General features: G+C 44.7%; 16 protein-coding genes and 1 riboswitch. Of the genes, 7 read left to right on the plus strand and 9 right to left on the minus strand.

The annotated features are described in order from the left end of the window. Positions 1–130 precede the first annotated feature (130 nt). The 3 genes from prpB (at position 131) to JKG61_RS02330 (ending at position 3,693) form a co-directional block, all read left to right on the plus strand. Positions 131–1,024 carry a methylisocitrate lyase gene (gene prpB / locus JKG61_RS02320; protein WP_202101370.1) on the plus strand — a complete coding sequence of 298 codons (894 nt, stop codon included), beginning with the start codon at positions 131–133 and terminating at the stop codon, positions 1,022–1,024. Then, a complete protein-coding gene (prpC, locus tag JKG61_RS02325) occupies positions 1,011–2,162 on the plus strand; it encodes a bifunctional 2-methylcitrate synthase/citrate synthase (protein WP_164112424.1) in 1,152 nt (383 codons plus the stop codon). The genes prpB and prpC overlap by 14 nt, the downstream gene beginning before the upstream one ends. Before the next feature lie 79 nt (positions 2,163–2,241). Beyond that, a complete protein-coding gene (locus JKG61_RS02330) occupies positions 2,242–3,693 on the plus strand; it encodes a bifunctional 2-methylcitrate dehydratase/aconitate hydratase (protein WP_202101371.1) in 1,452 nt (483 codons plus the stop codon). A gap of 291 nt (positions 3,694–3,984) precedes the next feature. Here JKG61_RS02330 and JKG61_RS02335 read toward each other — a convergent pair whose 3' ends face one another. Together JKG61_RS02335 and JKG61_RS02340 are read right to left on the minus strand one after the other, a co-directional pair. After that, entirely contained in the window at positions 3,985–5,151 is a 1,167-nt protein-coding gene (locus tag JKG61_RS02335) for a 3-hydroxyacyl-CoA dehydrogenase family protein (protein WP_237249345.1), read from the minus strand. A 4-nt stretch (positions 5,152–5,155) separates the two neighbouring features. Further along, positions 5,156–6,328: an acyl-CoA dehydrogenase family protein gene (locus JKG61_RS02340; RefSeq protein WP_202101373.1), complete on the minus strand. Its 1,173-nt coding sequence runs from the start codon at positions 6,326–6,328 to the stop codon at positions 5,156–5,158. A gap of 219 nt (positions 6,329–6,547) precedes the next feature. Here JKG61_RS02340 and JKG61_RS02345 point away from each other — a divergent pair, with 219 nt between their 5' ends. Continuing rightward, positions 6,548–7,726 carry a thiolase family protein gene (locus tag JKG61_RS02345; protein ID WP_202101374.1) on the plus strand — a complete coding sequence of 393 codons (1,179 nt, stop codon included), beginning with the start codon at positions 6,548–6,550 and terminating at the stop codon, positions 7,724–7,726. Positions 7,727–7,785: 59 nt separating this feature from the next. On the opposite strand, the gene JKG61_RS02350 is transcribed toward JKG61_RS02345, so the two are convergent. From JKG61_RS02350 to thiM, 4 genes are read right to left on the minus strand one after another with little or no spacing between them, the layout of a single operon-like run. Then, entirely contained in the window at positions 7,786–8,442 is a 657-nt protein-coding gene (locus JKG61_RS02350; RefSeq protein ID WP_202101375.1) for a TenA family protein, read from the minus strand. Beyond that, the gene (gene thiD / locus JKG61_RS02355; RefSeq protein ID WP_202101376.1) at positions 8,429–9,262 is read right to left on the minus strand and encodes a bifunctional hydroxymethylpyrimidine kinase/phosphomethylpyrimidine kinase; all 834 of its coding nucleotides are present in this window, start codon (positions 9,260–9,262) and stop codon (positions 8,429–8,431) included. Before thiD ends, JKG61_RS02350 begins: the two co-directional genes overlap by 14 nt. A gap of 8 nt (positions 9,263–9,270) precedes the next feature. After that, positions 9,271–9,906: a thiamine phosphate synthase gene (gene thiE, locus JKG61_RS02360; protein WP_202101377.1), complete on the minus strand. Its 636-nt coding sequence runs from the start codon at positions 9,904–9,906 to the stop codon at positions 9,271–9,273. After that, on the minus strand, positions 9,890–10,699 hold the full coding sequence (gene thiM / locus JKG61_RS02365) for a hydroxyethylthiazole kinase (RefSeq protein WP_202101378.1): 810 nt from the start codon (positions 10,697–10,699) through the stop codon (positions 9,890–9,892). Before thiM ends, thiE begins: the two co-directional genes overlap by 17 nt. An 81-nt stretch (positions 10,700–10,780) precedes the next feature. Further along, positions 10,781–10,875, minus strand: a riboswitch (TPP riboswitch). 135 nt (positions 10,876–11,010) lie between these two features. Here thiM and JKG61_RS02370 point away from each other — a divergent pair. The 3 genes from JKG61_RS02370 to JKG61_RS02380 all read left to right on the plus strand — a co-directional run bounded on the left by JKG61_RS02370 (position 11,011) and on the right by JKG61_RS02380 (position 13,983). Further along, positions 11,011–11,505 carry a lipocalin-like domain-containing protein gene (locus JKG61_RS02370; RefSeq protein ID WP_202101379.1) on the plus strand — a complete coding sequence of 165 codons (495 nt, stop codon included), beginning with the start codon at positions 11,011–11,013 and terminating at the stop codon, positions 11,503–11,505. A gap of 17 nt (positions 11,506–11,522) precedes the next feature. Then, positions 11,523–12,086: a hypothetical protein gene (locus tag JKG61_RS02375; RefSeq protein ID WP_202101380.1), complete on the plus strand. Its 564-nt coding sequence runs from the start codon at positions 11,523–11,525 to the stop codon at positions 12,084–12,086. Between the two features lie 649 nt (positions 12,087–12,735). Further along, on the plus strand, positions 12,736–13,983 hold the full coding sequence (locus JKG61_RS02380; RefSeq protein ID WP_202101381.1) for a helix-turn-helix domain-containing protein: 1,248 nt from the start codon (positions 12,736–12,738) through the stop codon (positions 13,981–13,983). An 8-nt stretch (positions 13,984–13,991) separates the two neighbouring features. Here the strand turns inward: JKG61_RS02380 and JKG61_RS02385 are convergent, their stop codons facing one another. The 3 genes from JKG61_RS02385 to JKG61_RS02395 form a co-directional block, all read right to left on the minus strand. After that, positions 13,992–14,621 carry a response regulator gene (locus JKG61_RS02385; protein ID WP_202101382.1) on the minus strand — a complete coding sequence of 210 codons (630 nt, stop codon included), beginning with the start codon at positions 14,619–14,621 and terminating at the stop codon, positions 13,992–13,994. Continuing rightward, the gene (locus tag JKG61_RS23240) at positions 14,614–15,312 is read right to left on the minus strand and encodes a sensor histidine kinase (protein ID WP_394371065.1); all 699 of its coding nucleotides are present in this window, start codon (positions 15,310–15,312) and stop codon (positions 14,614–14,616) included. Before JKG61_RS23240 ends, JKG61_RS02385 begins: the two co-directional genes overlap by 8 nt. Before the next feature lie 1,718 nt (positions 15,313–17,030). Further along, positions 17,031–18,389: a WG repeat-containing protein gene (locus JKG61_RS02395; protein WP_202101384.1), complete on the minus strand. Its 1,359-nt coding sequence runs from the start codon at positions 18,387–18,389 to the stop codon at positions 17,031–17,033. Positions 18,390–18,517 lie beyond the last annotated feature (128 nt).

The raw sequence follows: 18,517 nt of genomic DNA on the forward strand, positions 1-18,517 counted from the left end.
TGGTATTGATTAAATTATATTCGTATATTATCCGTTGAGAAATAAACCCTGTATTAGCAGGTTTATACGAATTAATAAGACTATACGCTGGTAGCTAGTGCTGGCGTATAGTCATTCAATATCCAATTATATGATAAACTCTCCAGGGCTTCTTTTTAGGGAAGCTATTGAAAAGGAAAAACCTTTGCAGGTGGTCGGGGCTATCAATGCCAACCATGCCCTGCTGGCCAAACAGGCCGGATTTCAAGCTATTTATTTATCGGGAGGTGGCGTTGCTGCCGGTTCATTGGGGATACCCGATCTGGGTATTACCAACTTACAGGATGTTCTTATTGATGTAGACCGCATTACGAATGTATGCGACCTACCGCTTATGGTGGATATTGATACGGGGTTTGGTCCATCGGCATTCAATGTGGCTCGTACGATCAAGTCGCTGATAAAAGCAGGGGCCGCCGCCGTACATATGGAGGATCAGGTCGGAGCCAAGCGCTGTGGGCACCGCCCGGGTAAGGAGCTGGTATCGGCTACCGAGATGTGTGATCGTATCAAGGCGGCTGTAGATGCAAAAACGGATGCTCATTTTGTGATCGGTGCCCGTACTGATGCTATCGCTTCGGAAGGGGTAGACAGGGCGATAGAGCGGGCACTGGCTTATAAGGAGGCAGGAGCCGATTTTATCTTTGCCGAGGCGGTACGAGATCTGGCGGATTATCGGTCTTTCGCATCAGCAACAGGGCTACCGATACTGGCTAATATTACGGAATTCGGGCAGACGCCGTTATTTACCGTCGAACAGTTGCGCGAGGCAGGTGTTTCGATTGTTCTGTACCCGCTATCAGCATTCCGGGCGGCGAATAAAGCGGCAACGCAGGTCTATAAACATATCCGTAAAGATGGAGGGCAGCAGGCTGTACTCCAGGATATGCAGACACGCGAAGAGTTGTACCGCAGTATAGACTATTATGCATATGAAAACCGATTAGATAACCTTTTCAAAACTAAATACGATGAACGAGACTAACGAACAAGGATTTAAACCGAAGAAAAGTGTCGCACTATCGGGCGTGGCTGCAGGAAATACGGCCCTGAGTACCGTGGGGAAGACAGGTAATGATCTGCACTATAGGGGATATGATATCCTGGAGCTCGCGGATGGGGCTACTTTTGAAGAGGTAGCCTACCTGTTGATCTACGGTACACTGCCCACACAGGCGCAGCTTAATGCGTACCAGACCCAACTACTCAGTCAGCGCGGATTGCCTATTGCGATACAAAAGGTACTAAAGCAGTTGCCTACGACATCGCATCCGATGGATGTATTGCGTACTTATGTTTCAGTATTCGGGAGTCTACAGCCGGAAAAGGATAGTCATCCGCTGGCAGGGGCCCGTGATATCGCTAATCGGTTGATGTCTTCGATGGGATCGGCATTGCTGTACTGGCACCATTTCAGTCAAAACGGACGTGAGATCGCTGTAGAGACCGATGATGCGACATTGGGAGGGCATTTCTTGCGCCTGCTACATGGCACAGTACCGCCGGATTCTTGGGTTCGTGCCATGCAGATATCACTCAATCTCTACGCCGAGCACGAGTTTAATGCCTCGACATTTACCGCTCGCGTGATCGCAGGTACGGGGTCGGATATGTATTCTTGTATAGCAGGGGCAATAGGTGCGTTACGAGGACCTAAGCATGGAGGCGCCAATGAGGTCGCCTATGAAATACAGACCCGATATGCGAATCCGGATGAAGCGGAAGCAGATATACGGCAGCGGCTGGCCAATAAGGAGGTTATCATCGGGTTCGGGCACCCGGTGTATACGATTTCGGATCCACGCAATGAGGTCATCAAACGTGTCGCCCGTGAGCTATCAGAAGAAGCTGGGGATATGAACCTGTACTATATTGCTGAACGATTGGAAAAGGTGATGTGGGAAGAGAAGCGTATGTTCCCTAACCTGGACTGGTACTCGGCAGTATCCTACCACCTGATGGGCATACCTACGGAGATGTTTACGCCTTTATTTGTGCTGTCGCGCATTACGGGCTGGTCGGCTCATGTATTCGAACAACGGCAGGATGGCAAGATTATACGGCCTAGTGCAAATTATGTAGGCCCAGAAAATAGAGCTTTTGTGCCTTTAAATCAACGTTAATTCCTGTTTTAATTATATTTAGGGGAGCTCATAAGCTCTGTTTTCACTTTTTTAATTTTCACTTTTTTTAATTTTTAATATGTCTTCTATACTATCGAATGAAAGACCTCAACCTGATCAGGTGTTGGTGGATATTGCAGATTATGTGCTGGATTATAATATAACAAGTACGGTCGCCAAAAGGACTGCTTTTTACTGTTTTTTGGATACGCTGGGATGCGGCTTTGAAGCATTGACTTATCCGGCCTGTACGAAGCTTATGGGGCCTATGGTCGAGGGGACGATGGTACCAAACGGGGCGAAGGTGCCAGGTACGAACTATCAGTTGGATCCTATACAGGCGGCATTCAATATCGGTGCAATGATCCGTTGGCTGGATTTTAATGATACCTGGCTGGCGGCTGAATGGGGGCATCCGTCGGATAATCTAGGAGGAATCCTTGCCGCTGCGGATTGGATAAGCCGTACGAATGTGGCAAAAGGGAAAGCTGCGCTTAAGACGGATGTTGTTCTGGATGCGATGATTATGGCGCATGAGATCCAGGGTGTCCTGGCATTGGAAAATGCCTTTAATAGGGTTGGGCTGGATCACGTGTTATTGGTCAAGGTGGCCTCGACAGCAGTAGTCGGTAAGCTGTTGGGACTGGATCGTGAAGAGTTGATCAATGCGGTGTCCTTGGCATTTGTGGATGGGCAGGCACTGCGTACCTACAGACATGCTCCGAATACCGGAAGCCGTAAGTCTTGGGCAGCAGGGGATGCAACCTCGCGCGCAGTACGTTTGGCATTGATTGCCAAAACAGGGGAGATGGGGTATCCTTCGGTGTTATCTGCACCTATATGGGGTTTTTACGATGTGTCATTTAAAGGGCAGGAGTTTAAATTTCAACGGCCATACGGCTCTTATGTAATGGAAAATGTGCTGTTCAAAATTTCATTTCCGGCCGAGTTCCATGCGCAGACAGCGGTGGAATGTGCTATGCAGTTGCATGCGCAATTGGAGTCTTATGGACGGTCGGCAGCTGATATAGCGCGTATCACTATCCGTACACATGAGGCGGCTATCCGTATCATTGATAAAAAAGGACCATTGCATAATCCGGCAGATCGGGATCACTGTATACAGTATATGGTCGCTGTGCCTTTGTTGTTCGGTAGACTTACGGCCGAGGATTACGAAGATGCAGTGGCACTGGATCCGCGCATAGACGAGTTAAGGGATAAAATGGTCTGTGTGGAAGATCCACAGTTTACAAAAGACTACCATGATCCAGAGAAACGCGCTATCGCCAACGGGATTACGGTAGAGATGAAAGACGGAACGGTATTGCCTGAAGTGATTGTGGAATATCCGATAGGGCACCCTAGACGCAGAGAGGAAGGGATACCTAAACTGATCGAAAAGTATAAACGTAATCTAGCTCGGATCTTTTCCGAGAAGCAACAGCGGCAGATCTGCGAGTCAACCTTGGATTATGACACCTTCATCGCGATGGACGTCAATGATATGGTTGATCTGATGATGAAGTAATATTATTTATTGCAGACTTGAGGAACGAAGATAATAAGCGTCCTTGCAAATGAAATGAAGCAATCTCCTTGTGGTAAGGGATTGCTTCGCTTTATGCTATTTCGCTATCAATGGTGTAGTAATATCATTTATTGCAGACCTGAGGAACGATGATAATAGTCGTCATTGCGAATGAAATGAAGCAATCTCCTTGTGGTAAGGGATTGCTTCGCTTCATGCTATTTCGCTCGCAATGACGTAGTAATTATCGATAACTCGTTAACTTCATAACTTCTTAACTTGTTAACTCGATTAACCTCTCTCCCGTAAAGAATCCGGAATCTCCCACTGTTCACCTTTATCGGCAAATTGCTCACATTCCTGAACGAACTGAGGCAAGCCTACCTGATCGATATGCTGGAATACACCGCCGGTATGACGGGGATACCCGATGCCTAGTATAGAGCCTGTGTCCCCATCGCTTGTACTGTCCAGAATACCTTCTTTTAGGCAGCGGTAGCTGTCCAGCGCCATTACGTGCAAGAGTCTTTTCGCTATTGTTCCCTCATCGATAAGGGGAGCAGACGTTGGCAATGTCGGGTCTTTCCATAGGGCTTTTGATTCTCCGTAGTTATAAAAGCCCTTACCTGTTTTACGCCCCGATCGGCCTTGAGCAATCAATGTTTCTAAATAGCGGTATGCTCGCCGTTGGCTGTTACTCAGTGATGGGAGTTGGTCATAGACATGCAGCATCAGCGGAAGGGAGATCTCATCCAACACCGCGAGTGGGCTGGCTCCGAATCCCGCCTGACGGGCTTCTGCCTCAATCATTTCGGCAGGTATACCCTCCAGTAGCATGCTGATGGCTTCAAGCAGGTAGTTGAAAAAAACGCGTGAGGTATAAAAACCGGGACCATCGTTGACGACGATTACCGTTTTGCCCAATATATGGGCTAATTGTGTAGCCTTTTCTACCGTTTGTGGACTTGTTTCCTTGCCACGGATAATCTCTACGAGTTTCATCCGGTCTACAGGTGAGAAGAAGTGCATGCCTATAAAGTTTGTCGGATCTTGACTTGATTCGGCCAGCTCACTGATAAGAAGGGACGTGGTGTTGGAAGCAAAAAAGGCTCCGGGCCGAAGACCGGACTGCGATGCTTCAATCACCGTCTTTTTCAGGTCCATATCTTCGAAGACAGCCTCAACGATCATATCCAGGTCGTGGAATGTATCGTAATCGGCCACGGGGTGGATATTTGCTAAGAGTGGTGCCATTTGCTCGGCCTGCATTTTTCCGAGTTCGATGAGCTTTAGGCAGACACGTTCGGAATAGGATTTGCCCTGTTGTGCCTGCTCGATGGTTACATCTTTGAGCAATACTTGGATACCGGCCTTTGCCGCTTCGAAGGCAATTCCGGCGCCCATCATACCAGCACCAATAATACCTATACGGGAAAAATTAAATGGAGTGTGTGACATAGCGTTATGTATTGGTCTTGGGTTGATACTGGATGTCATCAATGGCTATCTTAGCAATGATTTCGAGCATGATCTCGGATGTGCCACCGATGATGGTCCCTACGCGTACATCGCGGTACAGTCGGGCTATCTTATAATCTTCGGTAAAGCCATAGCCACCGAATAGCTGTAAACACTGACTGACGACTCTGACAGCGAGTTCACTGGCCTGTAATTTGGCAATGGAACATTCTTTAACAGCATATTCACCCTGTTGCTGTAGGTCGCAGCAATGCTGTATAAATGCTTTGGTCGTCGTGATATCGGCTACCATCTGAGCGACACGGTGACGTAGGGCCTGAAACTCCTGTAGCTTTCTGCCAAAGGCTTCGCGTTGTCGCATATAGTCCAAGGTGTAGTCCAGAGCAGATTCTGCGGTGGCTAAACTGTGTATGGCGGCGGTGAGGCGTTCTAACTGTAGTCCGCCCATTAGATATTTGAAGCCGGCGTCTTCCTCTCCGATGAGATGGGAGACCGGTACTTTGACCTGGTCAAAGCCGAGCTCGGCAGTATCAGAGGCCAGCCAACCCATTTTTGTGATTTTGGTAGCTGTTACTCCGGGGCTGTTGCGGTCGATAAGGAGCAGGCTGATTCCCTTGTGTCCTTTTTCGGGACTTGTTTTTACAGCGGTAATAAAGAAATCGCCGTAATAACCATTGGTGATAAAGGTTTTTGAACCGTTGACTAGATAATAGTCTCCTTCCCGACGTGCTGTTGTTTTGATGTGTTGGACATCCGATCCGGCTCCCGGCTCGGTGATAGCTACGGCACTGATGAGATCGCCGCTCAATACCGGACGTAGGTATTTTTGTTTCAGTTCTTCGGATGCATGTTTCAATAGGTAGGGGGCCGACATGTATTGGATGACTAGGGCGGATATGGTAAATCCACCCGAAAAGCAATAAGACAACTCTTCGCAGAGTATCATGGAAAAATAGAAGTCCAGGTCGAGTCCGCCATATTCTTCGGGATAGTTGAGCGCCATAAAGCCCATATCGCCCATTTTCTTCCAGATCTCGCGATCTATCTGTGCTTGCTGTTCCCAACGATCGACGTGAGGAAGGATTTCTTTACGTATGAATGTACGTAGTGTCTCTCGGAATGTTTCGTGTTCTGCTGTCAATAGTGATGCCCGCATATACGTTTAAGTTTACTGGTTATAACCTCCCGATGGTGTTTTGTTAATAATTCGGGATAATTGCTAATTTAGCCAAAAAGGTTTTGTATTTCCTATTTATTTTGATATTTAATACTAAATTTGTTGCTTATCACAATGGAGCGCTTCGTTTGCACACTGTGAGTGTTGGGGCAATCCCAATTATAAACTTTTAAATAATCATATATAGGGTTTTACGTTATGTCAAGAAGAGTATTTATCGTTGCTGCACAGCGAACTGCCATAGGTGGTTTTGGAGGTGGATTGTCCGGTCTGTCGGCCACAGATCTGGGTGCTAAAGTCGTCGAACACATTTTAAAAGATATTCAGGTGGAAGCCAATGAGGTGGATGAATTGTTGATGGGAAACGTTATACAGGCGAATCTAGGTCAGGCTCCGGCAAGACAGGTTGCGAAAAAAGGAGGACTGCCTGATCATGTGCCGGCAACGACCATTAATAAGGTCTGCGCGAGTGGCATGAAAGCAGTAGCATTGGCAGCACAGGCCATTCGATTGGGAGATGCCGATACGGTACTGGCCGGTGGGATGGAGAGTATGAGTCAGGCGCCATACTATGCGACATCAACAAGGTGGGGAGCCAAGTTTGGCGATCAGACACTGGTGGATGGACTTCAGAAAGACGGTCTCTCTGATGCATACAGTCAGGATGCGATGGGGGTATTTGCAGAGTTGTGTGCGGATAAATATTCGATAACACGGGAGGCGCAGGATGCCTATGCTATTTCTTCATACCAGCGCAGTAAGGAGGCTTGGGAAGCGGGTAAGTTTAAAAAGGAAGTTGTCCCGGTGACGATACAGGGACGTAAGGGGGATGTGACGGTAGGACAGGACGAAGAGTTTGGTCAGGTGAATTATGATAAGATTCCTTCGCTGAGACCGGCTTTTAAAAAGGACGGGACGGTTACAGCAGCAAATGCATCGACAATCAGTGACGGTGCCGCGGTGTTGCTTTTGATGAGTGAAGAGAAGATGCACGCTTTGGGACTGAAACCATTGGTGGAGGTGATTGCCTGTGCGGATGCAGAACAGGCACCGGAGTGGTTTACGACTACGCCGAGCGTAGCGACGGAGAAGGTGCTGAAAAAGGCTGGATTGACGATTGCTGATATTGATTTCTTCGAGTTCAACGAGGCTTTTTCGGTTGTAGCTTTAGCTAATGCGCAGCTATTGGGTATTGATCTCAACAAGGTAAATATATACGGCGGAGCGGTATCTTTAGGACATCCGCTGGGGTGCTCGGGTGCTCGTATTCTCGTGACGCTGAGCAGCGTGCTGGAGCAGGAGCAGGGGACCTATGGTCTAGCCGCGATCTGTAATGGTGGTGGTGGTGCTTCGGCGATGATCCTGAAGCGCGTATAATTAACCAAGGGTGTCTGAACTACTTTCAGACACCCTTGCTTTGTTCTGCTTCTTAATCGTTACCAAGTTGTCTTGTTGTAGGCTGCGTCCCAAAACTTAAATTCCATCCGGGAGGCAGTTACGTAGGCGTCCAACATTTGCTTACGAATAGCGTCTGTAGTACGCTCGGCAGCAGCATTGACATAACCTAATGCTTTTTGTACACCTATACCAAATTCAGGTCCACTGTAGGTATCGATCCAGTTTTTGTAGGGATTGTCTGCACGGGTCTGTGCGCTGATGATGTAATCACCGACTTCTTTGTAAATGACAAAGCAGGGCAGTACCGCTGCCAATGCGACCTCTAGAGGATCAAAGGCCGCTGTGCTTTTTAGAAAATGTACATAATGGTGGCATACGGGTTCGAGATCGGCTGTTACGCTATCTTTAGGAATGCCAAATTGTGTAAAATAGCTTTCGTGGAGCGCTCGCTCCACTATCAGTGCATTCTTGCCGAAATCGAAAAAATCCAATGCCTGGTCGTTGTCCGTGCATTTGCTGCCCATGTAAGCAAGTACACGGCCATAGTGCTCGAGATAGCGGGCATCCTGTTGCATGTAAAACTGAAACTTAGCTAATGGTAGTGTGCCGTTTTTGAGCTCGTGTATAAAAGGCATGTCCAATATTTCCTGATATAAAGGCTGTATGGTTTGCCAAGCTTGATTAGTCCATGTCATATGATATGAGTTTCTGAGGGTTATGAAAATGATTGAGGGGGCCGCTGCCGTGACCTATAGCGAGGTGCTGGCTGCCCTGTATGGCTTTGTTGACATAGTCAAGCGCATTGCTGACAGCGGTCGGAAGGTCCTCGCCAAGTGCTAAATAGCTCGCTATGGCCGAAGACAGGGTGCAGCCCGAACCATGGGTATTGCGTGTTTTTATTTTTGTGGTGTCAAATTGGATGTCCTGATCTGCACGAAGGAGTATGGAGGAAAGGTCATTGCCCGGAAGATGTCCTCCTTTGACAAGCACAGCCTGACAGCCCATTTGAAGGAGCTTTGCTCCGGCCGTACGCATCTTTGCCAGACTGTCCACGGGTTCGTTGATCAGGACAGCAACTTCGTCCAGATTGGGCGTGATCAATGTGGCTAGCGGAAATAACCTATCAATACAGGCCTGTATGGTGTCTGCTTGAATCAGGCGGTGTCCACTGGTGGATACCATTACCGGGTCAAAGATAATCGATCCTCTGTAGTCTTTTAGAAAATCAGCGATAAGTTCTACCAGAGCGGTGCTGTGTACCATACCGATTTTGATAGCAGTAGGATATATATCTTCAAATATGGTCTCGAGTTGATCTTTTATCGCTTGGGTAGGTATCTCGTAGATGCTTTTTACGCCCTGCGTATTCTGTACGGGTAGGGCTGTGAGTACATTCATGGCGTAGCAGCCTAATGCGGAGATGGTTTTGGTATCTGCCTGTATGCCTGCACCACCACTGCCGTCAAAGCCGGCAATGGAGAGTACGGAGGCTACGGTGTATTTCTTTGTTTCCATTACAATAGCTAGTTTTTGATTTTTTGCTTTAAGGCGAATGCGGCCTCTCTGGGATTGTCACTGTGGCATATAGCGGATACGACGGCCATACTGGAGGCTCCGGCCTGGTGTGCCTGGGCAATGTTGGATTCGTCGATATGGCCAATGGCGATCAGTGGTAATGGTGTCAGAGTCTTCAGCTGCCTGATGCCGGAGATACCCCATTCGGTAATCGTGTCTTTTTTTGTATCTGTACGGAACACGGGGCTCACCCCTAGATGATGTACATACTTGATCTCGGGAGAATCCAACTGTGAGAGGGATTCTATAGACCATCCAATGCGAAATTTGGTTCCGTATCGGGCTACAATCTCACTGGGAGGGGTATCTTGCTGTCCGACATGTATGCCCCAAGCATCCACGGCAGCGGCTATATCAACAGCATCGTTGATAACCAGGGGTACTCGGTACCGATCTGTTATTTCCTTTAGCGCCTTTGCTTTTTTAATAAACTCCTGATGATCTGCATTTTTTTCGCGCAGCTGTATCATATCGACACCACCAAGGATGGCCTCCTCAGCAACCTGAAGCCAAGGTAGGTGTATGCAGTCCTGTTCGGAGAGAACCAGATACAGGGGGTACGGAAAGTTAATCTCTTCGGGCATAGCGCTGTATACTAAGTTCGCGTTGTAAGGTGGGGGTATCCAGATTGTACAGGGCGTCTAACAAATGCATTTGTAAGCTTCCGGGACCTTTAGCGGTTCGTGCGGCTAGCTCGCCTGTCAGGCTTAGTACAGCGACTCCGGCAATAGTTTCTTCGACGGTATCGTTGCGGAGACCCAAAAAGGCCCCGATGAGCGCCGAGGAGGTACATCCCAGTCCTGTAACTTTTGTCATCATGATATGGCCATTGTGGACTTCGATGATTTCGTTGGCAGAGACGATATAATCAATCTCTCCGGAGACACATATGATGGCATTGTAGCTGTTCTGAAGCTTAATAGCCGCTTGGAGGGCGGTGGAACTGTGGGCAGTACTGTCTACGCCTTTTGTGGTAGCCTGGCTGAAGCCGGCTAGAGCCAGTATTTCGGAAGCATTGCCCCGGATGACGGTCGGTCTTAGGTTCAAGAGCTGTTGGAGCGCGTCATTACGGAGTGCGGAGATGCCGGCACCGACGGGGTCGAGGACCCAGGGGCATCCTATGATTGTGGCATGGGATGCGGCTTGATACATGGATTCGATCCATGATGCGCTAAGTGTGCCTATATTGATCACTAAAGATCTGGATATTTCTACAACGTTTTTGACCTCGGCAGGACTGTGTGCCATGACTGGAGATGCGCCCAATGCCAGTAAGGCATTGGCGGTGTTGTTCATCACTACCAGATTAGTGATGTTGTGTACCAGAGGATTGAGTTCTCTTAGTTCCTCTAGTTGTTTAATGATAGAATGTGCCATGCGTAAGCCTGATTTAAAAAGATATATGTTTTTAAAGGCTTTAAGGAATTGTTGGCAGCAATATAATATATTGTGCCTTTTGGATAGGTTCTTGCTTTTCCCTACGACGGTACCAACCGTGTCAGGTTCAAAGGGTCTATCTCAGTCCATAACAATGGACACCCCTAAAGCCAAGGTAAAGATAGCCTTTTTTAGGAGGAGTCGGTACTTATCTCTGTCATATTGGAGTCAGTTCGCTGGCGGAATGATATCAGAAATCACTGGAAGCAGGGAGGGAAGAAGCTAACGGAAATTGTTATTTTTGTAGCTATATGATGTACTGGAGAATGGTCTTATTGCTACTGGTTGCATGTTGTGCTAAGGTGAGCGCACAGGAAATAGATGTCGCTGGGTTGATCGGTGTATGGAAATTGGAACGGTCGGGCTTTATCGAGGCGGGAACGGAGGTGATTAAGGATTTTGATGCATGCCGTCTGTCTCGGAATTTTGTGTTTAGATCGGATAATACGGTGGACTATACCTACTATGAGGGAAATCTGGATACCTGTTATGTAGCGGAGGTGGAGACGTATCAGTGGAAGTTGGAAGGGGATACATTGGTGCTCGAGTCGCGGGGATATGTTGGATATTATCTCTTGAAGATGGAGGAGAAGGGGGACCTAAGGATGGAGGCTGTCAAAGAGGAAAGCACGGCAACGGGGGATGAAATGCTAGATAAAATGTTGAATACGGTACATTTTGATGTGTATCGCAAACAATCAAAACCTGTAAACTGTGCGGACTGCCGGGTGGTTTTGAAATTATAATGTAAGGTAAAATAGATATGAAGAGACTGTTTTTTTGTTTGGCCCTGATGTGTGCATTGGGTCTTGTGAAAGCGCAAAAGTTGGAGGTTAAGATCGTGCAGGATGGTGCAACGGTGTTGCCTAAGGATGACGTGTATGTGCTCTCTCCAAAGACATTTTCCTTTGAGATCAAGTCTGCCGGAGTGGAGGGCTTTTTGGTAGGGGTGACGACAGATGAGTATATTTATAAGTCTGCATTGGGCGAAGCCGACCTGGAGGTGATGTGGTTTGACGAGACGGGGATGGCTGAGTCTTTGTTTAATGCCGATAAGGAGGTGTTTGTCAACGATGAAGCGCCAAGCTATTGGTATTTTACTTCAACAAAAGATCATCGCTTTGATGTAGAGGCTAAAGGAAATGAGAAATTGTGGCAGGCGACCCGGACCGTCAATAGCTTCTATTTTATGGACACGCAAAAAACGGTAGCTGTCCGAAATATGAAGCGGCCGGTGTATTTGTTCTTTTATACTCCGACTTATGATGAGTCCTATAATCTACTGGACAAAACCTGTGTTTTTAAAGCGCAGCTGGTGTGGAAGTAACACGGATGGTTTTCTCAATGTGTTGTATATGATACGTTCATTGCGGCAGTGTCAAAGTCTTTCATAGATGTAGGTTTACTGCGTTTTTTAACATGCAAAAGTGAATCAAAATCGAGATTCAATAGTTCTTTGTCGACTATGTACACTCTTTTTTTGTCGGAGCTCCTTTCTCCATAAAGGGTTATTTTAAGACGTTTTTTCATATAGTATATATATAATTAATTTCATGAGCTCGCCAACGTGGTTTGCTCTTAAATTATTGTCGATTTTTTCCTATAATGTTACCTCATTATAGGATGTCTCTAATTAGGCGAAGCAGTGTTTTCTTTCTACTGATGCTATTTAGTGTTTATTAGGTTCGTATAGATTACTCGTTTTTATCATACAGGTTTTTAAATATGAAGTTGTATTTGTTTCAGCAAATATGCTTAATATTCAATTAATAAGAGCAGGTAGTATGGGTAGTATTAGGGTAGTTTGTTGCTTTTGTCCCCTTAATGTCCTTGTGTAATCATCTTCCGAAAACTCTCATTTATCATAAGTCAATATTGTAAACTAGGTTAAAACAGCTACCTTTGGGTTTCAAAACTTAATTTATTGCTTATTTATCTCCCTTTAGGTAGATTGGTAATGACCATATATGTTGTTAATGAAGTTTTTTGTTTTTTTGTTTGTAGTTTTTCTTAGTATTGTCCATAGTTCTTATGCTTTCTCTAAAGACTTTGATCCTACCGCCCTTGCGACAGAGATTGCTGACTTTAATGATAAACAAGAGTTTGAAAAAGCGATATTAAAGCTGGAAGCTATTTTAGATAATAAAAATTCAACCTCTTATGAGCGTTATAATGCCTATTTACAGAAGTCCTTAATTTATAAAAGACTTTATAATTATACGGGTGCATTGAAAAACCTGGATCTAGCTATAATGGAGCCTGTCGCGGATAAGTTTAGAGAGCAGGTCGATTTTAGGGTTCAAGTAGAACGTTTGTTTGTTTATTTTGATCTCCAACAGCAAAAAGAGGTAGATCGGATTTTCGGATCTATAGACCAGAGTAAATTGAATCTCCTGCCTGCAGAAACGCAATCCTTTTTTATTTGTCTACTAGCTATCAGGTCTATGAAAAGCAAGGATTATCTAGCCGCTAATACACAGCTAGATCAGGCCATTGAAATCCAAAAAGCTGATAACCCTAAGAATCTTCCTAGTATCTATCGTATCAAGGTGGCATTGTTTCAAGAAATGGGCAATCACAATGCTGCACTGAAAGCTTATGAAGAGGGGATGTTATATGCCAATCAATACAATATGGCGATTTATAGAATCATAATGGAGGAGACCATTACAAGGTATTATGAGCATATTAAGGATTATAGGAATGCCCTATATTCGCAAAAGCGGGTTAGTATAGCGCGTACGAATTATGACGCTAATAACCAAGTCGGTAAATTGAATTTGATAGAAAATGATCTTTTGCAAGAACGTAAGGATTTGGAGATAAAAAGCGAACGTTATCTAAAATACTATCTAATTAGTTTTACGTCCGTTTTGCTGCTTTTACTCATACTGCTGTATCTCCTCTATAGAAGTAATAAACAGAAGCGTGTTTTGGTTGAACTGGATAACGAAAGGATGCGTGTTACCTTACAACAGCTTACTTCAAAGAGTGAAGATGTACAGAAAGATAGTGCAACGCTGGGAAATTTTTCGTTTACATCCCGACAACAGGAGATTATTGATTTAGTCAATCAAGGTAAGACCAATAAAGAAATTGGGTTGGTTTTGTTTATTTCGGAGAATACAGTAAAATACCACTTGAAAGCGATCTACGAAATACTGGGTATCGATCGACGATCCGCGTTGAAAGCAAGCTTTTCGTCGACCCCCAAAGTCGATTAGTTATTATATTAAGCACGAACTAAGCCATACTCGATGGCTAGTTTTATGGTTGAGCTTAAGTTGGATGTCTTGAATTTTTCGATGAGGTTTTTGCGGTGACTCTCTACTGTGTGTGGACTGATAAATAGCTTTTCAGCAATTTGAGCAGTAGTGAGTCCCATAGCAGCTTCAACTAGTATTTCTTTCTCTCTGCGGGTGAGCTTTGGTACGCTGCTAAGTCCATCCTTCGCTTTTTTATCAATTATTGTCTTGGTCTGCGAACAGGTAAATCGATTGCCATAGAGTACAGTCTTGATCCCGGTTAAAATCTCTTCTACTCCGGCATTTTTCTGGATATAGCCAAGGGCGCCTTCCTGAAAGGCTGTATTGATGACAGCATACTCGTTGTGCACGCTCAGGATAATGATCTGCATTGTTGGATATTGGCTGCGGAGCGGCTTGATGAGGTCTATTCCATTGCTGTCCGAAAGATTAATATCGAGTAAAAGTACGTCTATGGGGTGGTGCTGTAAACCGTCTTTTAGGGCTGTACCGCTTTCGTAACATCCCATAATCTGTAGGTCTATATCTTGAGATAAAATGTTTTTTAAACCCTCTAGCAATAAGGGATGATCATCGGTGATTGCGATTTTAATCATGTGTAGTCTTTTTAGGAAAATAAAACTCGATACTGGTACCTAGTTCTACGCTTGATTGAATATGCAAATTGCCATTTAAAAAGCGTATTCTAGAGTTGATATTGTGCAATCCTGCACTATTGTTGTTTTTTAATTTATCTATTTCAAACCCTCTGCCGTCGTCTTCTACGGTAATGCTGTAGCGCTCTTCCTCTTCCACCAGCTGTATAATAATCTGATGTGGAGAGGCATGCTTGATTGCATTGTTGACCAGTTCCTGGATGATTCTATAGGTAATCAATTCCTGTTCCTTAGTCATGGGAAAGGTGTAGTGCAGAAATTGCACATCGATTTCGATGTTGTCATTGGACATGCGGGAAGCATAATCTGCTAGAGCTTCTTCCAGACCATAGTTCTGTAGGAGGTCTGGCATTAGATTGTGGGCTACCCGTCGTAGCTCATCCACAGCTATATCAAGTTGGTCGATTGATTTGGAAAGCTGGTTTTTTACGATGGGGTCGGACTGCTCCGTAATATGGGATAGATGCAGTTTTGTACCAGAAAGGAGACCACCTAGACCATCGTGTAAATCTCGGGCCAGGCGTCCCCGCTCTTGTTCCTGTCCATCGAGCATAGCTGTTAAAGTGGAGATGTTGGATCTTTGCTTTTCCTTCTCTAACTCAAGATTATGCAGTTTTTCGCGTTGTTTCATATGGCGGGTGCGTTGCCTGTACGCATACAGCAATACCAGGAGTAGCAAAAAGGAAGCAATCATGAGGACCGTGTAAAAGCGGTTTATATTTTCGCGATAGGAGAGTTCCTTGCGATAGTTTTGTGCTTCATTGGCTCTTGTCTCACTTTCTAACTTGGAGAGACGGAGGGCCTGTCGCTGTTGGTCCCCCTCCATGCGGGAAAGCTCTAAGCGTTTGAGGTTATTCTCGTCGCGTAGCTTTAGATTTTCTAGTTCTTGTCTCTGCTGTAGATCAAGGACTTGCATCAATTGTAGTTTCTGCTCCTTCTTCTGGGTTTCTAATTGGAGATTCTGTAGCTCTTGCATTTGCTTTTCTTTCTCGTATTGAGCCTCAAGACGCTTGCTTAGACCTAATTTTTCTTTGTTATAGATGCTTTGAAAGGTTTCTACGTAGAGTTTGTAGTAATGTAGGGATTCTTTATAGTCTTTGTCCCGTTCACAAATGTCACTCAGATTTTCATATATACTCAGCAAGATGTGTTGATCGGCAAGAGGATCATTACCAATCTCTTCTAGCGAGGATAGGAGAAAGGCTCTGGCTTTATGAAAATCACCATCTTGTTTAGCGAGTTCGGCCTGTATACCATAAGACGAAGCGATATGGTTTCGTTGCTCCGAAGCCTGCCCTTGTGATTGTGCTAATTGTGCGTAATATCGGACCTTCTCCTTGTACGTGTTGGGATAGAAATGTAGATAGAGATTGGCGAGGTTGTTGGCGACAAAAGATAGATTGGATACAGTAGCGAAAGACTGTTTGTTTTTGTCGTATAGATCTATTGCCTGTAGATAATACTTCTCGGCCAGATCTCGGTGTTTTTCTTGATGGGGGCTTTGCGTAAATTGTTGTTCGTACATATACCCCATGGACATATAGGCTTCAAAGATAGCCGAAAGATCTTTTTGCTTAAGGGCAAGCTGAAGTGTCAAGGTTCCGTATTTTTCCTGTAGTTCATATTCATTCCAATTGGCATATATAGACGTTAATTCCTTATATACAGAAGATTTTCTGGAATCTAAAGACGTAGAAAGAGGAGCTTTGTCAAAGTACTGTGAAGCTTGCAAGAAATTACGAACGGCTTCAGCCTCTTTATTACTTCTGGCAGCGAGCCAGCCTTCACCATATTTTACATAACCTTTAGTCTCTAAATCGGTTGTTTTTGTCGCAAAAAGTCTGGCCTTTTCGATATTTGTTTCCGAGGTGTTGACGCGTTCTAAAATACGATTATTAATAGCGAGGACGGTGTAGAGATATGCCGCGTATTTTCCTTCAGGGAGCTTCGAGGCCTGTTTGATATTTTCTTCCAGAATAGCGATTGCTTTGTCCTGTTGGTTGTTAAACAAGAGTGCTTGAGCATATTTTCCTGTTAATTGGAAACGTGGTATGCTGGCTACTTTTGTCTTATCATAATCTGCTTTTAGTTGTTGTAATAAATCTTGGGCGTGACTGCTGTGCGGACATAAGAAGAGGAATGTCATGCAAAAAATGCATATAACGTAATGGAGGATATGTCTTATCACTTTTTCTTTCATGCCAAATAGCATTGATTTCTTCAAATCAGTAAACGAATATAAGTTTTCTATTGGAAATAAAACAGCGCCGCTGTAGTGGTAGGGTGTGGATAACCGCTGCGTAGAAATAGACTCTTCCGCTAATTGCCTAGCGGAAGAGTGCTGTTCATTTAGTTTTGTGCTACATCGATACGTTGGCCTTTTGTATTGATGTAGTATATGTCTTCTGTTTCTTCGTCTTCTGCTACGGCAGCCATGTCGTCAGAAAAGGTATTTGCGAATGTAAATTTAAAAGGAATGACCGTTTTTCCATTTTCATCAATATAGCCATATTTACCGTCTTTTTGCGCTAAGATGACATTACAATCCAAGGATAGCGACAGAAAGTCAAAACCACCTACTACTTTTTTCTTCTGTGCAATACTGTTTAAAACATACTTTTCATCTTCTATGGTAGTGAAATTATGCTTGTTGTATTCAAAGATGACATCATATTGAACCGGAACTACTATTTTCTGATTTTGATCGATCAAACCACTTTTGTCATTTAGAGTGATTGTTGCATACCCTTGATTGAAGAACGAGATCATATCATACTTTGCAGGGACATAGATTTTTCCGTCCTTGTGGAGTAAGCCGTATTTTTCGCCTTGGCCGAATAGGTATTGCTGTGTACCCTCATCATAGCTGAGGTAGTCATATTTGCACGGGACCAATAGTTTGCCGTCTTTGTCTATGGCGCCATATTTCTCCTTGTCGTCGATAACGACGGACACATTATCCTCCGTAAATGCACTTATATAGGTATATAATGGTTGTGTGATTGCATTGCCTTCGCCATCTCTCATCCCGTATAATACACCTTCTTCATCAGCGTACACGAAGCGGTCTTCGGTAAGCTGCTCATTCATACCATTCATGCCTTCGTCTTCCATTTCTGTATAATTGTCTGGTATTTCGTAGAAACTGTTGTCGACATTTTCAGAGACAACATTGGTGGCTTTGAAAGCGTAGTTACCCAGTTTCAATGATAGGACGGCTCCTTTGAGTTGTTTGAAGAAGGAAAATTCACCCCAATAAAGGTTAGGAATGTCTTCGGTATACCAGATTTCGATAGTAGTGCTCTCATCTTCTCCTGTGCCATAGTCAACTTTGACGGTCGCTAATTTACAGTTGTAACCAGCAATTTTTTTCTGTTTACCTGCTACCAGTTCTACGGGTAAAACGTACTCTTCCTCATCGTCTTGTGAGCCGTCTGCGATAATTACATACTCTTCAGAATCAGGTAGCAATGCGAAAGCTGAATTTTCATCTTTGTTTCCAACATATATGATACTTCCCATCATTGCATTGTCCACTCTGAAGTGACTTTTATTGACCCATGCTTTGATAAGTGATTCGTTGTTTTCTGTTGTCGAACCCGCGTCAGTTATGACGCGATAATCAATCCGAAATGATTTTTGGGATTGTGCCCAGATACTTGTACATAGCAGAAGTACCATAAAAAGGGTTAATGTGAATTTTTTCATCTTTCTGTATAAATTACGAGGCAAATATGCTAATAGTTTCGTCTTTTTTATATCCCCGATAACAGGTAATTTTTATGTGTCTAAGAATCAAAATATTGTTTTTCAGCTGTCGAATGAATGGTCAATTT

It is taken from the genome of Sphingobacterium faecale, from assembly GCF_016746095.1.
In the GTDB taxonomy this organism is placed as follows: domain Bacteria; phylum Bacteroidota; class Bacteroidia; order Sphingobacteriales; family Sphingobacteriaceae; genus Sphingobacterium; species Sphingobacterium faecale.

Coding starts and splice junctions, on each gene's coding strand:
- prpB (WP_202101370.1), top strand. CDS start 131: ATGATAAACTCTCCAGGGCTTCTTTTTAGGGAAGCTATTGAAAAGGAA.
- JKG61_RS02370 (WP_202101379.1), top strand. CDS start 11,011: ATGATGTACTGGAGAATGGTCTTATTGCTACTGGTTGCATGTTGTGCT.
- JKG61_RS02340 (WP_202101373.1), bottom strand. CDS start 6,328: ATGCGGGCATCACTATTGACAGCAGAACACGAAACATTCCGAGAGACA.
- JKG61_RS02395 (WP_202101384.1), bottom strand. CDS start 18,389: ATGAAAAAATTCACATTAACCCTTTTTATGGTACTTCTGCTATGTACA.
- thiE (WP_202101377.1), bottom strand. CDS start 9,906: ATGCCCGAAGAGATTAACTTTCCGTACCCCCTGTATCTGGTTCTCTCC.
- JKG61_RS02350 (WP_202101375.1), bottom strand. CDS start 8,442: ATGACATGGACTAATCAAGCTTGGCAAACCATACAGCCTTTATATCAG.
- JKG61_RS02385 (WP_202101382.1), bottom strand. CDS start 14,621: ATGATTAAAATCGCAATCACCGATGATCATCCCTTATTGCTAGAGGGT.
- thiD (WP_202101376.1), bottom strand. CDS start 9,262: ATGGAAACAAAGAAATACACCGTAGCCTCCGTACTCTCCATTGCCGGC.
- JKG61_RS02375 (WP_202101380.1), top strand. CDS start 11,523: ATGAAGAGACTGTTTTTTTGTTTGGCCCTGATGTGTGCATTGGGTCTT.
- JKG61_RS02380 (WP_202101381.1), top strand. CDS start 12,736: ATGAAGTTTTTTGTTTTTTTGTTTGTAGTTTTTCTTAGTATTGTCCAT.
- thiM (WP_202101378.1), bottom strand. CDS start 10,699: ATGGCACATTCTATCATTAAACAACTAGAGGAACTAAGAGAACTCAAT.
- prpC (WP_164112424.1), top strand. CDS start 1,011: ATGAACGAGACTAACGAACAAGGATTTAAACCGAAGAAAAGTGTCGCA.
- JKG61_RS02345 (WP_202101374.1), top strand. CDS start 6,548: ATGTCAAGAAGAGTATTTATCGTTGCTGCACAGCGAACTGCCATAGGT.
- JKG61_RS02335 (WP_237249345.1), bottom strand. CDS start 5,151: ATGTCACACACTCCATTTAATTTTTCCCGTATAGGTATTATTGGTGCT.
- JKG61_RS02330 (WP_202101371.1), top strand. CDS start 2,242: ATGTCTTCTATACTATCGAATGAAAGACCTCAACCTGATCAGGTGTTG.
- JKG61_RS23240 (WP_394371065.1), bottom strand. CDS start 15,312: ATGAAACAACGCGAAAAACTGCATAATCTTGAGTTAGAGAAGGAAAAG.